The organism is Chimaeribacter coloradensis, assembly GCF_002858715.1.
Classification (GTDB): domain Bacteria; phylum Pseudomonadota; class Gammaproteobacteria; order Enterobacterales; family Enterobacteriaceae; genus Chimaeribacter; species Chimaeribacter coloradensis.
In genome coordinates, this window is the sequence record NZ_PJZH01000007.1 from 21,585 (window position 1) to 37,610 (window position 16,026).

At 61.3% G+C, this 16,026-nt stretch carries 17 protein-coding genes and 1 other annotated feature; of the genes, 9 read left to right on the plus strand and 8 right to left on the minus strand.

The features are described from left to right. Nucleotides 1–59 precede the first annotated feature (59 nt). The 8 genes from CYR32_RS09355 to CYR32_RS09390 form a co-directional block, all read right to left on the minus strand. The gene (locus tag CYR32_RS09355; protein WP_101824130.1) at nt 60–611 is read right to left on the minus strand and encodes a fimbrial protein; all 552 of its coding nucleotides are present in this window, start codon (nt 609–611) and stop codon (nt 60–62) included. Between the two features lie 265 nt (nt 612–876). Further along, nucleotides 877–1,374, minus strand: a complete 498-nt coding sequence (gene cheW, locus CYR32_RS09360) for a chemotaxis protein CheW (RefSeq protein WP_101824131.1) — start codon at nt 1,372–1,374, stop codon at nt 877–879. A gap of 44 nt (nt 1,375–1,418) precedes the next feature. After that, nucleotides 1,419–3,428 (minus strand): chemotaxis protein CheA, encoded by a 2,010-nt coding sequence (cheA, locus tag CYR32_RS09365; RefSeq protein ID WP_101824132.1) that lies wholly within the window; start codon nt 3,426–3,428, stop codon nt 1,419–1,421. Between the two features lie 4 nt (nt 3,429–3,432). Next, complete coding sequence (gene motB / locus CYR32_RS09370; RefSeq protein ID WP_101824133.1) at nt 3,433–4,527, minus strand: flagellar motor protein MotB; 1,095 nt, start codon at nt 4,525–4,527, stop codon at nt 3,433–3,435. Then, the gene (gene motA, locus CYR32_RS09375) at nt 4,524–5,405 is read right to left on the minus strand and encodes a flagellar motor stator protein MotA (protein WP_101824134.1); all 882 of its coding nucleotides are present in this window, start codon (nt 5,403–5,405) and stop codon (nt 4,524–4,526) included. Before motA ends, motB begins: the two co-directional genes overlap by 4 nt. A 156-nt stretch (nt 5,406–5,561) precedes the next feature. Then, nucleotides 5,562–6,143, minus strand: coding sequence for a flagellar transcriptional regulator FlhC (gene flhC, locus CYR32_RS09380; protein ID WP_101824135.1), 582 nt, complete (start codon nt 6,141–6,143; stop codon nt 5,562–5,564). Then, nucleotides 6,143–6,502, minus strand: a complete 360-nt coding sequence (gene flhD, locus CYR32_RS09385) for a flagellar transcriptional regulator FlhD (RefSeq protein ID WP_165698218.1) — start codon at nt 6,500–6,502, stop codon at nt 6,143–6,145. The genes flhC and flhD overlap by 1 nt, the downstream gene beginning before the upstream one ends. Nucleotides 6,503–7,570: 1,068 nt before the next feature. Beyond that, nucleotides 7,571–8,395, minus strand: a complete 825-nt coding sequence (locus CYR32_RS09390) for an SDR family oxidoreductase (protein ID WP_101824227.1) — start codon at nt 8,393–8,395, stop codon at nt 7,571–7,573. 279 nt (nt 8,396–8,674) lie between these two features. Between CYR32_RS09390 and hisL the strand changes: the two genes are divergently transcribed. From hisL to hisIE, 9 genes are all read left to right on the plus strand, one after another. After that, the gene (gene hisL, locus CYR32_RS21405; protein ID WP_118665699.1) at nt 8,675–8,722 is read left to right on the plus strand and encodes a his operon leader peptide; all 48 of its coding nucleotides are present in this window, start codon (nt 8,675–8,677) and stop codon (nt 8,720–8,722) included. Continuing rightward, nucleotides 8,698–8,823 (plus strand) — a sequence feature (His leader region). (Overlaps the previous gene by 25 nt.) A 58-nt stretch (nt 8,824–8,881) precedes the next feature. Further along, the gene (gene hisG, locus CYR32_RS09395) at nt 8,882–9,781 is read left to right on the plus strand and encodes an ATP phosphoribosyltransferase (RefSeq protein ID WP_101824137.1); all 900 of its coding nucleotides are present in this window, start codon (nt 8,882–8,884) and stop codon (nt 9,779–9,781) included. Nucleotides 9,782–9,783: 2 nt separating this feature from the next. Further along, the gene (gene hisD, locus CYR32_RS09400) at nt 9,784–11,094 is read left to right on the plus strand and encodes a histidinol dehydrogenase (protein WP_101824138.1); all 1,311 of its coding nucleotides are present in this window, start codon (nt 9,784–9,786) and stop codon (nt 11,092–11,094) included. After that, nucleotides 11,091–12,203: a histidinol-phosphate transaminase gene (hisC, locus tag CYR32_RS09405; RefSeq protein ID WP_101824139.1), complete on the plus strand. Its 1,113-nt coding sequence runs from the start codon at nt 11,091–11,093 to the stop codon at nt 12,201–12,203. Before hisD ends, hisC begins: the two co-directional genes overlap by 4 nt. Continuing rightward, on the plus strand, nt 12,200–13,267 hold the full coding sequence (gene hisB, locus CYR32_RS09410; protein ID WP_101824140.1) for a bifunctional histidinol-phosphatase/imidazoleglycerol-phosphate dehydratase HisB: 1,068 nt from the start codon (nt 12,200–12,202) through the stop codon (nt 13,265–13,267). The genes hisC and hisB overlap by 4 nt, the downstream gene beginning before the upstream one ends. Then, nucleotides 13,267–13,857 (plus strand): imidazole glycerol phosphate synthase subunit HisH, encoded by a 591-nt coding sequence (gene hisH, locus CYR32_RS09415; protein WP_101824141.1) that lies wholly within the window; start codon nt 13,267–13,269, stop codon nt 13,855–13,857. The genes hisB and hisH overlap by 1 nt, the downstream gene beginning before the upstream one ends. 5 nt (nt 13,858–13,862) lie before the next feature. Continuing rightward, nucleotides 13,863–14,600, plus strand: coding sequence for a 1-(5-phosphoribosyl)-5-[(5-phosphoribosylamino)methylideneamino]imidazole-4-carboxamide isomerase (gene hisA / locus CYR32_RS09420; RefSeq protein ID WP_101824228.1), 738 nt, complete (start codon nt 13,863–13,865; stop codon nt 14,598–14,600). Further along, nucleotides 14,582–15,358 carry an imidazole glycerol phosphate synthase subunit HisF gene (gene hisF / locus CYR32_RS09425; protein ID WP_101824142.1) on the plus strand — a complete coding sequence of 259 codons (777 nt, stop codon included), beginning with the start codon at nt 14,582–14,584 and terminating at the stop codon, nt 15,356–15,358. Before hisA ends, hisF begins: the two co-directional genes overlap by 19 nt. Next, entirely contained in the window at nt 15,352–15,963 is a 612-nt protein-coding gene (gene hisIE / locus CYR32_RS09430; RefSeq protein WP_101824143.1) for a bifunctional phosphoribosyl-AMP cyclohydrolase/phosphoribosyl-ATP diphosphatase HisIE, read from the plus strand. Before hisF ends, hisIE begins: the two co-directional genes overlap by 7 nt. The last annotated feature ends 63 nt before the right edge of the window (nt 15,964–16,026 follow it).

Sequence of the window (16,026 nt, forward strand, 5' to 3'; positions counted from 1 at the left end):
TAAACGCCGGGGCGTGCCCCGGCGGTGAAGAAATTGCGGCCTGATACCGCAACAGACGATCAGAGATATTCGAGAACGTAATTGGCCGTGGCTTCGACTTCACCCGGCGTCGGGGCGCCGCCTACCGGCTCCATATGCGCTTTAAACTTCAGCACCTGGATTTTGTTGGTGCCGGTCAGCGGCACCTCAACGGTGGAGCCGATGCCGATATGCTGCTCGTTCTCCTGCATCAGCCGGACGCCCACATGCTGGGCACCGCCGGACAGCAGGTTCGCCAGCAGGTTGTTATCCACGCCGGTGACGGAGGCGCTGGTGAATTTCACTTTTACCTTGCTGAACAAGGCCCCGCCGCTGCCGTCATCCAACACGCAGTCATTCAGCTGGATGTTGACCGGCACAGCGGCCGAGGTGCCGGAGGCCAGCGCCTTATCCGAGACTTCGCCCAGTGAAACCTGCAGGTCCACACTCTCCGGGTCCACCGAGCACGGCGCATTGATCACCAGCCCTTTGAAGGTAATTTTCCCCTGCCCCTGTTCAGCCGCGGAGGCACCGCCAACGGCAAACAGCGCAGAGACAGCCAGGCAGAGCAGCGTTTTCTTTATCGGTTGCATCTTGATTTCCTTATAGGATTAAAATAATCCGAACTGTGCCAAAAAGCACAGTCGCCTTATTGAGAAACAGATACTAGGTAGGGATACAGGCTCTTACAATTTAAAGGCGGTATAAAATGACATGACGGAAATTAAATAGTGGTGCCAATTAATAATCCAGGAATTATTAATTTCAGCCAAAAGAAGGGAGGCAATAAAATAGCGGGGCAGACGACCACAACAAATAAAAAAGCCCCCTTTCCCGGTGGGAAAAGGGGGCGGTTTATCAGGCTTTGGCGACCACTTCCATCAGCGCCATCTCTTCGCTGCTGAGCAGCTTTTCGATGTCCACCAGGATCAGCATCCGCTCGCCGAGGGAGCCGAGGCCGGTCAGGTATTCTGTCGCCAGCGTGACCGCAAATTCCGGTGCCGGGCGGATCTGCTCAGTCGTGAGTGACAGCACGTCAGAGACGCCGTCCACCACAATGCCCACCACGCGCTGCTCAAAGTTCAGCACAATCACCACGGTGTTGTCGTTGTACTCGACGTCCTGCTGGGCGAACTTCACCCGCAGGTCGATGATCGGCACAATCACGCCGCGCAGGTTGGTGACGCCTTTAATAAAGGAGGGGGTGTTGGCGATGCGCGTTACCTGATCGTAACCGCGGATCTCCTGCACCTTGAGAATATCAATCCCGTACTCCTCGTCGCCCAGCGTAAAGATCAGGAACTCCTGTCCTACCGTTTCGCCCGCCAGTTTTGTCACAGTTGCCAGTCCTGCCATGTTAGTTACCCTACTCGTTATGCGGCTCTAGATAATGGGCGGCCTCAGGCGGCCACACCCGATACCCGTTTTTCACGGTTCAGCGCCTGAAGCGCGGAGACATCAACGATCAGCGCCACGCTGCCGTCGCCAAGGATGGTGGCCGCGGAGATGCCCGGCACCTTGCGGTAGTTGCTCTCCAGGTTTTTCACCACCACCTGGTGCTGGCCGATCAGCTGATCCACCAGCAGCGCATAGCGGCGGCCGGCGCTTTGCAGGATCACCACAATGCCCTGCGTCGCTTCGGTGCGGGCATCGGCCACGTCAAACACCCGGAACAGCTCGACCAGCGGCAGGTATTCGCCGCGCACCTGCAGCACGCGCTCGCCCCCGGCCAGCGGGTGCAGATCTTCTGCCAGCGGCTGGAGTGACTCCATCACCGCGTTAAGCGGCAGGATGAAGACCTCGCTGCCGACCTTCACGGACATGCCGTCGAGGATCGCCAGCGTCAGCGGCAGCAGGATGCGGATGGTGGTGCCTTTGCCCTGCTGGGAGTGGATCTCCACATGGCCGCCCATCTCCTGGATGTTCCGTTTCACCACGTCCATGCCGACGCCACGGCCGGAGACGTCGGTGACCTGTTCGGCGGTGGAGAAGCCGGGGGCGAAAATCAGCATCCCGACCTCTTCATCCGTCATGCTGTCGCTGACCGGCAGGCCTGAGGAGGCCGCTTTCGCCAGGATGCGTTCGCGGTTCAGCCCCGCGCCGTCATCGATCACTTCGATGCAGATGTTGCCGCCCTGATGCTCCGCAGAGAGGATCAGGTTGCCGACCGGGTGTTTGCCGTTGGCCTCACGGGTCGCGGCATTTTCGATGCCGTGGTCGAGGCTGTTGCGCACCAGGTGGGTAAGCGGGTCGATGATGCGTTCAATCAGGCTCTTGTCCAGCTCGGTGGAACTGCCGCGCAGCGTCAGCTCCACCTGTTTGTTGAGTTTGCTGGCCAGGTCACGCACCAGGCGCGGGAAGCGGCTGAAGACATACTCCATCGGCATCATACGGATCGACATCACCGACTCCTGCAGATCGCGGGCGTTGCGCTGCAACTGCCCCATGCTGTTCAGCAGGTCGCCGTGGTTGACCGGGTCCAGGGTGCCGGAGCGCTGCGCCAGCATCGACTGGGTGATCACCAGTTCGCCCACCAGGTTGATCAGCTGGTCAACTTTCTCTACCGCGACGCGGATGCTGGTGGATTCCGCTGCCTTGCCGGCTTTCGCCGCTTTGGGTGCGTCCGCTTTCGGGGCGGCAGGCGCAGGGGCGGCCGGCGCCGGGGCCACGGCGGCCGGGGCCGGTTCTGCGGCGACAGGCGCGGCGGCAGCCGGGGCCGGGTTAATGCTGATCTGCTCCGGTTCCAGCACGAAGCAGAGCACTGCGCTGATGTCGTCGGCGCTCACTGAGGTCACCAGGGTAACGTCGAGGGTGCTTTCGGTCTGTTGCGGCGCGGTCACCTCGCCGAGATTGCCCAGCTCTTCGAGCATCAGCGGGATCTCCTGCGGCTTCAGCCCGCTCAGGCGGATATGCAGGCCGCCGCCGGAGGCCGGGCCGGCGGCCGGGGCCTGTGCCACCGGCGCAGCCGGGGTGCTGACGGCCGGGGCGGCAGGGGCCGCAGCGGCCCCCTCCCCGCCCTGGGCTTCCAGCGCCAGCTGGCGCAAGGCGGCGCAGATGTAGGTAAAGCTCTCTGCGTCCGGTTCCCGGGAGGATTTATAGGCGTCCAGCTGCTCCTGCATAATATCTTTGGTTTCCAAAAACAGGTTGATGATCTCGGTGCTGAGCTGCATTTCACTGCGGCGCGCGCCGTCCAGCAGGTTTTCCAGCAGGTGGGTCGTCTCCTGCAAAATTGAAAAACCGAAGGTTGCTGCCCCGCCCTTTATCGAGTGCGCCGCGCGGAAAATCGCGTTGAGCTGTTCGATGTCGGGGCTGTGCGGGTCAAGCAGCAGCAGGTGCTGCTCCATATCCGCCAGCAATTCATCCGCTTCGTCAAAAAACGTCTGATAAAAATCACTGATATCCATGCTCACGGTGTCACCTCTGCTGTGAGTCGCGGCTGCCCGGTGCAGCCTGGCTGTCCGGTGCGGCCGGCAGTGCGGCGGTCGGCCGTGCTGCCTGGGCGGCCGCCGGCACAGGGGCCGCTACCGGGGTCGGTTGTTGTTGTTGTTGTGAAGTCGGGGGTGCCGGCGGCGGTGTCGCGGGCTGGGCCGGTTGCACCGCTGCCGGTTGCACCGCCGCGCCGGGCTCCAGCGCTTTCAGCGCGTCAGGCTGGCTGATGTCCACGCCGGCGCTTTCGCTGTTTTCGCGCTCAATATGGGCCTGCGCCTCTTTATTCAGCACCAGGATGCTGATGCGGCGGTTGATCGCATCATCAGCCTCATGGTTTTTCAGCTGCATGGTGGAGCCAAGCCCCATCACCCGCAGCACTTTGCCTTCGGTCAGGCCGCCGTAGACCAGCTCACGGCGGCTGGCGTTGGCGCGGTCTGCCGAGAGCTCCCAGTTGCTGTAGCCGCGTTCGCCTGTGACGTACGGCATGTCATCGGTGTGCCCGGCCAGGCTGATTTTGTTCGGGAAGTCATCCAGGATCGGGGCGATGGCGCGCAGGATGTCACGCATGTACGGCTCTACCTGCGCGCTGCCGGTGCGGAACATCGGCCGGTTCTGGCTGTCGATGATCTGGATGCGCAGCCCCTCTTCCGTCAGGGTGATCAGCAGATGCGGGCGCAGCGCACGCAGGCGCGGGTCGGAGGCCATCAGCTCATCCAGGGTTTTATGCAGCTTTTCGAGTTTTTTCTTCTCTTCATCCTGATCGGCGTGGTTCAGCACCGCCTTATGGACTTCGCCCTCCTGGCGCGTCGGGTCATCGCCGCCGCCGGGGATCGGGCTTTCGCTGTCGCTGCTGCGCTGGCCGCCGGTGATGGCGACCTTCAGCGGCGTGCGGAAATATTCAGCAATCTGCGTCAGCTCTTTCGGGCTGGCGATGGAGATCAGCCACATCACCAGGAAAAACGCCATCATGGCCGTCATAAAGTCAGCGTAAGCGATCTTCCACGAGCCGCCGTGATGGCCGCCGCCATGCTTACCTTTCTTCTTTTTGACCACGATTACCGGGTGATTTTGCTGTTTCATGCCTTCTCTTCCGCTGCGGCCGGGGATTTGGTTTTGCGCACGTGCTCCTCCAGCTCAACGAACGACGGGCGCTCGCTGGTGTAGAGGGTTTTACGGCCGAACTCCACCGCAATCTGCGGGGCGTAGCCGTTGATGCTCGACAGCAGCGTCACCTTGATGCACTGCATCATCTTGACGTTCTCCGCGCACTTCTGGCGCAGCACCGAAGCCAGCGGGGAGATAAAGCCGTAGGCCAGCAGGATGCCGAGGAAGGTGCCGACCATCGCGTGGGCAATCAGCTCACCCAGCTCTGCCGCCGGGCGGTCTGCCGAAGCCAGCGCGTGCACCACGCCCATCACCGCCGCCACGATGCCGAACGCCGGCAGCGAGTCACCGATCATCGACAGGCTGCCCGCCGGCACTTCGCTCTCGTGCTCGAAGGTTTCGATCTCCTCATCCATCAGCGCTTCGATCTCATGGGAGTTCATGTTGCCGCTCACCATCAGGCGCAGATAGTCGGTGATGTATTCCATCAGCACTTTATCGGCCAGGATGCGCGGATAATTAGAGAAAATTTCACTCTCCGGCGGGGAGTCGATGTCCCGCTCCAGCGACAACATGCCCTGCTGGCGCGATTTGGCCAGCAGCCGGTAGAGCAGCCCCATCACATCCATGTAGACCGCTTTGTTGTATTTGGAGCCGCGCATCAGTTTCGGCAATGCCCGCATCGTCGCTTTGATCGACTTGCCGTTATTGCCGACGAAGAAGGCACCCACTGCCGCGCCGCCGATGATGATCAGTTCGGAAGGTTGATAGAGCGCACCCAGTTCACCACCGACCATCATGTAGCCGCCCAGGACGGCGCCTAAGACCAGGATGTAACCTATGATAACTAACACGATGATTCCTTAATAAAATGGTTGGAAAGGCGGGGTGTTGCGCACAGCAGGAGAGGCCGGGCTTTCGCCGCGGGCACAGAACATCGGGGGGGTGGTGCTTGCTGAACCGGGCCGGCCTGGTGCCGGCCCCTGTTCAGGTGGTTGCCGTTATTCCGCTCAAACTGCGCGCTTGACCTGTTCGTCCAGCGTTTGAGGAGTTATATCGGCCATTTGCGGCGAAAGTTTACGTCTTTTTACTGCGCGGGAAGGTGGCTGGCACAGGCTGCACACAAAGGTGTTGGCCGGGTGGTGCGCATGGGTGATAAATGCACCGTTGCAACAGGTGCAACCCGACATCTGCAACATGCCGCTGTCGACAAAGCGCACCAGCGTCCAGGCGCGGGTCAGCGCCAGCACCGGGGCCTCACCCGCCTGCTGCGGGCACTGCTCCAGGTAGAGGCGGTAGGCTTTGATCACCGCTTCCACCCCGTTGCAGCGCCCTTTCTCCGTCAGAAACAGGTAGATGTTGTAGAACATCGAGGAGTGGATGTTCTGTTCCCAGGTCATAAACCAGTCGGTGGAGAACGGCAGCATCCCTTTTGGCGGCGGGCTGCCGCGCAACTCTTTATAGAGCTTGATCAGGCGGCCGCGGCTGAGCTGGGTTTCACTCTCCAGCATCTGCAGGCGCGCGCCCAGGGTGATCAGCTCCATCGCCAGGTGGATATCCTTGGCTTCCTGAACAATGCTTTTCTCGCTCATCACATCGCCCTTTTCTTTTGTGCGGCGGCGGCGGAGTCTGCCTGCGCCTGGCTTTTGCGCATATTGCTGGATAACAGGATGCCGGTGTGGATCTGCTGGAGATCGTCTACCCGCGAGGCCTGGGTCAGGCGCTCGATCGATTTGTGGTCTTCAAAGCGGAACTGGCAAAGCAGCTGATTGGTTTCCGCCAGTTTGACCATCTGCGGCAGGGTTAACTGCGCCAGTGCATCTGCCATGGCCTCATCAATTCCCAGCCGGAACATGGCTGCATCTTTTTCGTCATTGATTAAACGCTGTGCTAAAAGCAGATACGACAAGTTAATGTCATAAATATGTTTGAGTAATTCGGACATACTCAGTAACCCCACCTGACCATCTATGTTTCTTAACATAAATAGCTAAATAAATATCACATGCCCCAGGTGAATCCCCAGAACAAACCTTGATGACTTGGCCGGAAACGGCCGTAATCGTATTCCTGGCGTACTATAAAATAAGAGTTGACAGCTTAAAAACAGACCGATTGGTCAACAGAATTTGACGTTTTGCGGCGTTATTTCCTGAGGGAAACTATTCCATTGCTGAAACGCTTTTACACACTTTCTTAGGATTATTCCTAATTGGCGCAACTCTACTCTTCCTACCGGTAAGGACACAACGGAGGCGGGTAAGAATTTTCGAAAAAGTGTGACGTGAGTCACAAAAATAAAATAAATATTGGTCTAAAAAGCGTAAAAGTTTCGTTTAGGTCATCAAAATGCGCGTTAAAAATCATGCCAATGTAAAAATCCGGCTAAAAACCCCCGCATTAAAGGCAAATATCTGCCCTTTTTGAGATCATTTCGAACTTGTGCATAAAAAAGTGGAATTAGCAGATTTTCATGCTGGTTTTTGATCCTTATGTCAGCGTGACCTGCTGTTTTATGCCTTTTTTCAGGAAAGTGAAGAGAATCAATCGGCTAGGATTTATACCAATAATTTCGCTTAATGAACGCGATTTAATTGGTTATTTATTAATCAACGGGATGAGAAAAGTTAAGAGTCGCTGTTGCTTGGGGGCAACAAGACAGGAAAGGTAAAAAAATGTGTCAGAGACGTGACAATGCCTCCCGGCCAGGTGGGCAGGATAGGCAAAAAGCACTTAATAGATGCGAATGGATATTATTTAATAACTGGAATAATGACTATCGGCATTAATTAAAAAAACTTTAGCCTTAATAATAAAAAAAACAGGAGGTGTTGCATTATTGTTATTTTTTACCGGGTGCAGGTATCGCTTATTTTCCCTTACCCGAGAGTTTTTCAGATTGCGGTCAGACGTGGGCAGAGTGACCTGAGACAGGCCGGGCCTGGCAGAACAGATTGCCCGCCATGCAGCAGGGCAGCCTGCAGGCTGCCCTTTTATGCGCGTGGGGAGGAAAAGAGGCTCAGCTGACCGGCATCCGGTCAGGGTCAGGGAACTGGTAGGCAAACCCGAGTTCGCGGCAGATGCGGCTGCCGTCCACGATCTTCCCGGCGCTCTGGTCATCCGGCTCAAACTGCGGCGGCGTCAGCCCCAGCCGCGCGGCGGCGCTGCGGTAAAACACCGCTTTGGGCGGGTGCTGCGGCGCGCAGAGGTTATAGGTGCGGTTGCCGTCCGGGTGGCGGAGCAGCAGGCGGATGGCGGCGATCACATCGTCCTGATGCACCAGGTTCACGCCGTGTGAGCCGTTTTTGATGCCGGTTTTCCCCGCCAGGAAGCGGCCGGGGTGGCGGTCCTGCCCCACCAGCCCGCCGAGGCGCAGAATGTCCACCGCAATATTGGGCAACTGATTCAGCCAGACTTCCAGCTCTGCCAGCGCCCGGCCGCTGTGGGTCACCGGGTCAAGCGGGGTCGTTTCATCGACGTCGCGCGGCTGGTCGCCATACACCGCGGTGGAGCTGGTGACGATAATCCGCTTCACCTGGTGCGCCAGTGCGCTGTCCACCAGCAGTTGCACCGCCTGTAAGTAGAGGCGGCTGCCCTCCGGCGTGCGGCGCGCCGGCAGGGTGATCACCAGCGCGTCCACATCCAGCAGCTGCGCCAGGTCTTCGGCGTCACCGGCCATCTCCGGTGTAATCTCCAGCGGGTAGCACTCCACCCCCGCCATACGCGCGGCGTCCACCCCATCCGGGGTGGTTTTGCTGCCGACCACCTGCATTCCGTCGGCGGCCAGGGCCAGCGCCAGCGGCATCCCCAGCCAGCCCAACCCCACAATTGCGACTTTTTTTATCGCCCCGTTTTCCATCTTCTCTCTCCTGCGGTGGTCTCTCTCTTCGTACCACGCTACGCCGCCCCACCCCGCCCGGCAATAGGACTGGCCTGAGAGCGGCGCGTGGCCATACTGTCTGCTTATTCTATTACCCGGCGTGATGAATACTGCGCCGCGATGAAAAAAAATCATGCGCAGAAAAAAAGGTTGCGCGCGGCCGCACCGATGGTTTAGGTTAATTAACAGTTAAATCTGAACCGGCCACGCCGCCGGTTACCCCAAACAGACGAGAAAAAAATTATGAAACGCGTTCAGTTCAACCACCATCATCACCATCACCCTGACTAGTCTTTCAGGCGATGTGTGCTGGAAGACGTTTAACGGATCTTCCAGTGGCGGCAGAACGCGAGAGAAAAGCCCCCGGAAGAATCTTCCGGGGGCTTTTTTTTTAACTCCTTCATCATAAAGAATTTTTTAAATCACAATTACGGGTAAGAGGGTGTCACCATGCTGGATAAAACACGTTTACGGATAGCAATGCAGAAGTCGGGCCGCCTGAGCGAGGAGTCCCAGGAGCTGCTGGCCCGCTGCGGGATCAAAATCAACCTGCAGCAGCAGCGCCTGATCGCCTTCGCGGAAAACATGCCGATCGACATTCTGCGCGTGCGGGATGATGACATCCCCGGCCTAGTGATGGACGGCGTGGTAGACCTCGGCATCATCGGTGAGAATGTGCTGGAAGAGGAGCTGCTCAGCCGCCGCGCCCAGGGCGAAGACCCGCGCTACACCACCCTGCGCCGCCTGGACTTCGGCGGTTGCCGCCTCTCGCTGGCGGCCGCGCTGGACTTCGACTACACCGGCCCGCGCAGCCTGCAGAATGCCCGTATCGCCACCTCTTACCCGCACATCCTGAAACAGTACCTCGACAAACAGGGCGTGGAGTTCAAATCCTGCCTGCTGAACGGCTCGGTGGAAGTCGCCCCGCGCGCCGGCCTGGCGGACGCCATCTGCGACCTGGTCTCCACCGGCGCGACGCTGGAAGCCAACGGCCTGCGTGAAGTGGAGGTGATCTACCGCTCCAAAGCCTGCCTGATCCAGCGCGACGGCGAGATGCCGCAGGAGAAGCAACTGCTGATTGACCGGCTGATGACCCGCATCCACGGCGTGATCCAGGCGCGCGAATCCAAGTACATCATGATGCACGCGCCGAGCGAGCGGCTGGAAGAGGTGATCGCCCTGCTGCCGGGCGCGGAACGCCCGACCATCCTGCCGCTGGCCGGTGACCAGAACCGCGTGGCGATGCACATGGTCAGCAGCGAAACGCTGTTCTGGGAAACCATGGAGAAGCTGAAAGCCCTGGGTGCCAGTTCGATTCTGGTGCTGCCGATTGAGAAGATGATGGAGTAACCATGCGCGCATTCGATCAGATTATTGACTGGGAGCAGTGCAGCGCCGATGAACAGCAGGCGCTGCTGACCCGCCCGGCGGTCTCCGCCTCGGCACGGGTGACGGAATCGGTACAGGCGATCCTCAGCCGGGTGAAACAGGAGGGCGACGCCGCCCTGCGCGACTTCAGCGCCCGATTCGACAAAACCACCGTCGGCGCCATCCGCGTCAGCGAGGCGGAGATTGACGCGGCCGCCGCCCGCCTGGGTGACGACGTGAAGCAGGCGATGGCGGTGGCGGTGCGCAACATCGAAACCTTCCACAATGCGCAGAAGCTGCCGGTAGTGGATGTGGAGACCCAGCCGGGCGTGCGCTGCCAGCAGCTTACCCGCCCGATTGATTCGGTCGGCCTCTATATTCCCGGTGGCTCCGCGCCCCTGCCCTCCACGGTGTTGATGCTCGGCACGCCGTCGCGCATCGCCGGCTGCCGCCGCGTGGTGCTCTGCTCGCCGCCGCCGGTGGCGGATGAGATCCTCTACGCGGCCCAACTCTGCGGGATTCAGGATGTGTTCCAGATCGGCGGCGCGCAGGCGATTGCCGCGATGGCATTCGGCACCGAAAGCGTGCCGAAAGTGGACAAAATCTTCGGGCCGGGCAACGCCTATGTCACCGAAGCGAAACGCCAGGTGAGCCAGCAGCTCGACGGCGCGGCGATCGATATGCCCGCCGGGCCGAGCGAAGTGCTGGTGATCGCCGACAGCGGTGCCACCCCGGCGTTTGTCGCCTCTGACCTGCTCTCCCAGGCGGAGCACGGGCCTGACTCCCAGGTGGTGCTGCTGACGCCGGACCGCGCCCTCGCCGAGGCGGTGGCCGTGGCGGTAGAGGAGCAGCTCGCCACCCTGTCACGCAGTGAGATCGCCCGCCAGGCGCTGGCGGAAAGCCGCCTGATTGTGGCGCGTGACCTGGCGCAGTGCGTGGCAATCAGCAACCGTTACGGGCCGGAGCACCTGATCCTGCAAACCCGTGACCCGGATGCGCTGGTAGAGAGCATCACCAGCGCCGGGTCGGTGTTCCTGGGTGACTGGTCGCCGGAGTCGGCGGGCGATTACGCCTCCGGCACCAACCACGTGCTGCCGACCTACGGCTACACCGCGACCCACTCCAGCCTCGGGCTGGCCGATTTCCAGAAACGCATGACGGTGCAGAAGCTGACGCCGCAGGGGCTGCTGCAACTCGCCCCGACCATTGAAACACTGGCCCAGGCCGAGCAGCTCACCGCCCACAAAAACGCCGTGACCCTGCGCGTGGCCGCCCTCCGGGAGACACAACCATGACCGATCGTGATGACATCTCCGCCCTGGCGCGTGCCAATGTGCGGGAACTGACGCCTTACCAGTCCGCCCGCCGCCTGGGCGGCAACGGCGACGTCTGGCTGAACGCCAATGAATACCCCGAAGCGCCGCACTTTGCGCTGACGGCGCAGACCTTCAACCGCTACCCGGAGTGCCAGCCGAAACAGGTGATCGCACGTTACGCCGCCTACGCCGGGCTGCTGCCGGAACAGGTGCTGGTAAGCCGCGGCGCGGATGAGGGCATCGAGCTGCTGATCCGCGCGTTCTGCGAGCCGGGCCGGGACGCGGTGCTCTACTGCCCGCCGACCTACGGCATGTACGGCGTCAGCGCCGAGACCTTCGGCGTGGCGCGCCGCACCGTGCCCGCCAAAAGCGACTGGCAGCTCGACCTGCCGGCGATCGCCCGCAGCCTCGACAACGTCAAGCTGGTCTATCTCTGCAGCCCGAACAACCCGACCGGTAACCTGATCGACCCGGCGGCAATCCGTGAGGTGCTGGAGATGACGCGCGGCCGGGCGATTGTGGCAGTGGACGAAGCCTATATCGAGTTCTGCCCGCAGGCTACCGTCACCGGCTGGCTGGCGGAGTACCCGCACCTGGCGGTGCTGCGCACCCTCTCCAAAGCGTTCGCGCTGGCAGGGCTGCGCTGCGGCTTTACGCTGGCGAACGAGGCACTGATTACGCTGCTGCTGAAAGTGATCGCCCCCTACCCGCTCTCCACGCCGGTGGCGGACATCGCCGCACAGGCGCTGAGCGAGCCGGGCATCGCGGCGATGCGCGCCCGCGTGGCGGGGGTGCTGGAGACCCGCCGCGCCCTGATGCAGGCGCTGGAACAGTGCGCGCAGGTGGAGCAGGTGTTTGCCAGCGAGAGCAACTATGTGCTGGCGCGCTTCACCGATTCCGCGTCGGTATTTAAATCCTTATGGGATCAGGGCATTATCCTGCGTGACCAGAACAAACAACCGGGGCTGGCCGGCTGCCTGCGCATCACGGTCGGTACCCCGGACGAGTGCCGCCGGGTAATAGACGCCCTGCGCGCGCTGCCGGCCGCGGCCGCCCCCCTTAACAGCCCCAGCAAGGAGCCGATGTGAGCGAGAAGTTTCTGTTTATTGACCGTGACGGTACGTTGATTGCCGAGCCGCCGGAGGATTTCCAGGTAGACCGGCTGGATAAGCTGGCGCTGGAGCCGGATGTGATCCCGGCGCTGCTGGCGTTGCAGGGTGCGGGGTTCCGGCTGGTAATGATCACCAACCAGGACGGCCTCGGCACGGCCAGCTTCCCGCAGGAGACCTTCGATCCGCCGCACAACATGATGATGCAGATCCTGACGTCGCAGGGCATCCGCTTTGATGAGACGCTGATCTGCCCGCACCTGCCGGACGACCACTGCGCCTGCCGCAAGCCGAAAACCGCGCTGGTGACCTCCTACCTGGAGAGCGGCGTGATGGACACCGCCAACAGCTATGTGATTGGCGACCGCGAGACCGACATGGTGCTGGCGCAGAACATGGGCATCGCCGGGTTGCGCTACCAGCGCGACACCCTGAACTGGAAAGCGATTGAGAAACAGCTGACCCAGCGCGACCGCCACGCCCATGTCAAACGCGTGACGCGTGAAACCGCCATTGATGTGGATGTCTGGCTGGACCGTGAAGGCGACAGCAAGATCAAGACCGGCGTCGGCTTCTTCGACCACATGCTCGACCAGATCGCCACCCACGGCGGCTTCCGCATGAACATCGAGGTTAACGGCGATCTCTACATCGACGATCACCACACCGTAGAAGACACCGCGCTGGCGCTCGGCGAGGCGCTGAACAAAGCGCTGGGCGACAAACGCGGCATCGGCCGTTTCGGCTTTGTGCTGCCGATGGATGAGTGTAAAGCCAGCTGTGCGCTGGACATCTCCGGCCGCCCGCACCTGGAGTTCAAGGCGGAGTTCAGCTACCAGCGGGTCGGTGACCTGAGCACCGAGATGGTGGAGCACTTCTTCCGCTCACTCTCCTATGCGATGGCCTGCACCCTGCACCTGAAAACCAAGGGCAAGAACGATCACCACCGCGTAGAGAGCCTGTTCAAAGCCTTTGGCCGCACCCTGCGCCAGGCGATCCGGGTGGACGGCAATACCCTGCCGAGCTCAAAAGGAGTGCTGTGATGAATGTGGTGATTCTGGATACCGGCTGCGCCAACCTCTCCTCGGTGAATTATGCCGTTCAGCGCCTCGGCTATACGCCTGTGGTGAGCCGCGACGCCGACGTGGTGCTGCGGGCGGACAAGCTGTTTTTGCCCGGCGTGGGCACCGCGCAGGCGGCGATGGAGCAGCTGGAACAGCGCGACCTGATCGACCTGATCAAAGCCTGCACCCAGCCGGTGCTGGGCATCTGCCTCGGGATGCAGCTGCTGGCCTCCTCCAGTGAAGAGAGCGGCGGCGTGCCGACCCTGGGCATTATTGATACGCCGGTCATCAAAATGGAAGATCGCGGGCTGCCGCTGCCGCATATGGGCTGGAACCAGGTCACGGCCAACGCCGACAGCCACCTGTTCCGCGGCATCCCTGAGGATGCTTACTTCTACTTCGTCCACGGATACGCCATGCCCGTATGCGCCGATACCATCGCTCAGGCCCGTTACGGCGAGCCCTTCACCGCCGCCGTCGCCAAAGACAACTTCTTCGGCGTGCAGTTTCACCCCGAGCGCTCCGGTGCCGCGGGCGCGCAACTGCTGAAAAACTTTCTGGAGATGTGAGCAGCATGATTATTCCCGCATTGGATCTGATCGACGGCAGCGTGGTGCGGCTGCACCAGGGTGACTACGGCCAGCAGCGCGACTACGGCAACACCCCGCTGCCGCGCCTGCAGGATTACCAGCAACAGGGCGCGCAGGTGCTGCACCTGGTGGATCTCACCGGCGCGAAAGACCCGGCCGCGCGCCAGATCCCGCTGTTGCGCAGTTTGCTGGCCGGGGTGAACGTGCCGGTACAGGTCGGCGGCGGCATCCGCACCGAGCAGGATGTGGAGGCGCTGCTGGCGGCCGGGGCGGCCCGCGTGGTGGTCGGCTCCACCGCCGTGAAACAGCAGAAAACCGTACAGGGCTGGTTTGAGCGCTTCGGCGCGGACGCGCTGGTGCTGGCGCTGGATGTGCGCATCGACGCGCAGGGCACCAAACAGGTGGCGGTCAGCGGCTGGCAGGAGAATTCCGACGCCACGCTGGAGCAGCTGGTCGAGGCCTACCTGCCGTTTGGCCTGAAACATGTGCTCTGCACGGATATTTCGCGTGACGGCACGCTGGCCGGTTCCAACGTCGCGCTCTACCGTGAGGTAAGCCAGCGTTACCCGCAGGTGGCATTCCAGGCCTCCGGCGGCATCGGCAACCTGGACGACATCGCCGCCCTGCGCGGCAGCGGCGTGCAGGGGATCATTGTAGGGCGCGCCCTGCTGGAAGGTAAATTCAACGTGAAAGAGGCGATCTCATGCTGGCAAAACGGATAATTCCTTGTCTCGACGTGAAAGACGGCCAGGTGGTCAAGGGCGTGCAGTTCCGCAACCATGAGATCATCGGCGACATCGTGCCGCTGGCGCAGCGCTATGCGCAGGAAGGGGCGGACGAGCTGGTGTTTTATGACATCACCGCCTCCTCCGACGGCCGCGTGGTGGACAAAAGCTGGGTGGCGCGGGTGGCGGAAGTGATCGACATCCCGTTCTGCGTGGCGGGCGGCATCAAAACCGCCGACGACGCGGCGCAGATCCTCTCTTTCGGCGCAGACAAAATCTCCATCAACTCCCCGGCGCTGGCCGACCCGTCGCTGATCACCCGGCTGGCAGACCGCTTCGGCGTGCAGTGCATCGTGATCGGCATCGACACCTGGTTTGACGCCGCGACCGGCCTCTATCACGTCAACCAGTACACCGGCGATGAGAGCCGCACCAAAGTCACCACCTGGCAGACGCTGGAGTGGGTGAAAGAAGTGCAGGCGCGCGGCGCGGGCGAGATTGTGCTGAACATGATGAACCAGGACGGCGTGCGCAACGGCTATGACCTGACCCAGCTGAAGCGGGTACGCGACGCCTGCCATGTGCCGCTGATCGCCTCCGGCGGGGCCGGCACCATGGAACACTTCCTGGCGGCCTTCCAGGTTGCCGGGGTGGACGGCGCGCTGGCGGCGTCCGTGTTCCATAAACAAATTATCAATATCGGCGAGCTGAAAACTTACCTGGCTGAGAATGGCATGGAGATCCGACTGTGTTAACTGAACAGCAAAAAGCCCGGCTTGACTGGGCAAAAACCGACAACCTGATGCCGGCCGTTATCCAGCACGCCGTCTCCGGTGAAGTGCTGATGCTGGGCTACATGTCCCCGGCCGCCCTGGAGGCCACCGAGCTGAGCGGCAACGTCACCTTCTTCTCCCGCACCAAACAGCGGCTCTGGACCAAGGGCGAGAGCTCCGGCCACTTCCTGAAGGTGGTGAGCATCACCCCGGACTGCGACAACGACACCCTGCTGGTGCTGGCCAACCCGATCGGGCCGACCTGCCACCTCGGCACCTCGAGCTGCTTCAGCCCGGCCGCCAGCGACTGGGGCTTCCTCTACCAGCTGGAGCAGCTGCTGGCGGAACGCAAAACTGCTGACCCAGCCAGCTCCTACACCGCCAGCCTTTACGCCAGCGGCACCAAACGCATCGCCCAGAAAGTCGGTGAAGAGGGCGTAGAGACGGCGCTGGCCGCCACGGTGCATGACCGCAACGAGCTGACCAATGAGGCGTCTGACCTGGTGTATCACCTGCTGGTGCTGTTGCAGGATCAGGATCTCTCCCTGAGCGATGTGATCGCCAACCTGCGCCAGCGCCACCAGTAACCCTGAGCGCCGCGCATAAAAAAAGCCGCCGGGCAGCAACCCGGCGGCTTTTTTCTGGATGGC